General features: G+C 60.9%; 1 protein-coding gene. It reads left to right on the plus strand.

Annotation, left to right across the window (positions count from 1 at the left end):
* The first annotated feature begins 163 nt into the window (after nucleotides 1-163).
* The gene (locus CKO23_RS24610) at nucleotides 164-1,531 is read left to right on the plus strand and encodes a hypothetical protein (protein ID WP_200336138.1); all 1,368 of its coding nucleotides are present in this window, start codon (nucleotides 164-166) and stop codon (nucleotides 1,529-1,531) included.
* Nucleotides 1,532-1,613 lie beyond the last annotated feature (82 nt).

Genomic DNA, 1,613 nt, shown 5'->3' on the forward strand with positions numbered 1-1,613 from the left:
CACGTGCGTCGCGCTGCCTCGCCAACCAATCCTGGCGCGCAGTTTGAGTCAAACGCTGGGGCCTGTACAGAATCGAAGGTAAATCCCACTACGGCGAGTCAATCTGCGGTAGAACGGTTTCGCCGTGGCTAATGCTAAGCCATCTCTTGACAGTGGCTTCTCCTTGGAACTCGTGCCGAAAACGAAGAAAAGAATGTGTCCAGTCTGCAAGCACACCACAACCTTCCCGGAAGACGACCCGGCGCCGGCCGTTTGTCCAGCATGCGGCCTAGTTTTCCATAAGTACCGCGCCGCTCAGGAAAAGAAGGCTGAGACCGAGGCGATCCGAAGTCGTCTTGGCCGGATTAGCATGTCTAGGGAGGAAGCTGAGGAGCAGCGGCTGCGTGAGGAGGAAGAAGAGCGCAGGAAGCAGCTCTTGGAAGAGGAAATCCGCAAAGAGATGGGGCTGCGCGGCGGTGCCAAAAAGCCATGGAAGCAATGGGCGGCCATCGCGGCGACACTGGTGGTCGGGCTCAGCTTCGGAGTATTCGGAACCCGTTACATCCCGGGACTCCATCAAGGCGTCACCTCGGATGCGTCTTCCGCGCCGCCGGATTCACAGGATGCCCTTGCGATCGCTTCTGACGACATGATGAACCTGTCCGTCGTCGGGGCTGCCGGAACGCTGGAGTCTGAGCAACAGTTGATTGCCCTTTCAAGCGCGATCGCCGAACGAGCTGCGATCTCGAACGCAAATACCCCGCCCAGCGAAGCGCCGTCAGGCCCGGAGCGATCTGCCCCTGGCCCATCGTCTGACAACGTCGCGTGGGAAGAGGAGAACGCGACGTCTGCCGACTTGGAATGGAATTGGCTGATCGAGCAGAGCATTCAGGCGAATTTGACACGGGGAGTCCTGAACACGGCCCAGCGCCTCACGAACCACCTTACCGACACGGTAGACCAAGCGATAGCCCGAACACGCATCGCAGCAAACCATGCGAAGGCTGGAAGAGATCAAGACGCGAACGCATTGATCGTCTCGATCATCCGCGACCTGAGCGGAGATCCCTCGGCCGCGCGCCGCGTTGAGCACTGGGCGGCCATTGCACCCATTCTGGCCGAATCGCGGCGAAGCACGACAGCCTCGCGCGTTGTCGCCAAGGCAATCGAAACGGCCGCGAGGATCGAGGATGCCGGCGATCAGGCCGAGGCATGGGCCGTGATCGCCCTCGCCCAAGCGCAGATGGGATTGCGCAAAGAGGCTCAGGATAGTCTCGTTGCGGCCTCGCGGTCGCTTGAGCGTCCGATGTCAACCATAGAACGCGCTCGGTCTTCGGCGCGGCTCTCAAGCGCTTTCGACGCACTGGGATCAAAAGACGCGGCCCAAAAGCTACTGAATAGCATCGAGCTGTCGACTCGCCAAGTTCCCGCAGGGGGTCTGCGCGATGCGGCGATGGAGCAGATCGCGGCCGCCTGGGCCGATATCGGCGACTGGGGTCTCCACTTAACCGGAGTAAACTCCAAGGGTGACTTACCCTCATGCTGGCGTTGATTATCCGCGGACTGCGGGCGAGTTCCAGTCCTGGTTTCGCACCGATGCGGACTGCCTCGACTACCTGGAGTGGCTCCGGTGG

It is taken from the genome of Thiocystis violacea (assembly GCF_016583565.1).
Taxonomy (GTDB): domain Bacteria; phylum Pseudomonadota; class Gammaproteobacteria; order Chromatiales; family Chromatiaceae; genus Thiorhodococcus; species Thiorhodococcus violaceus_A.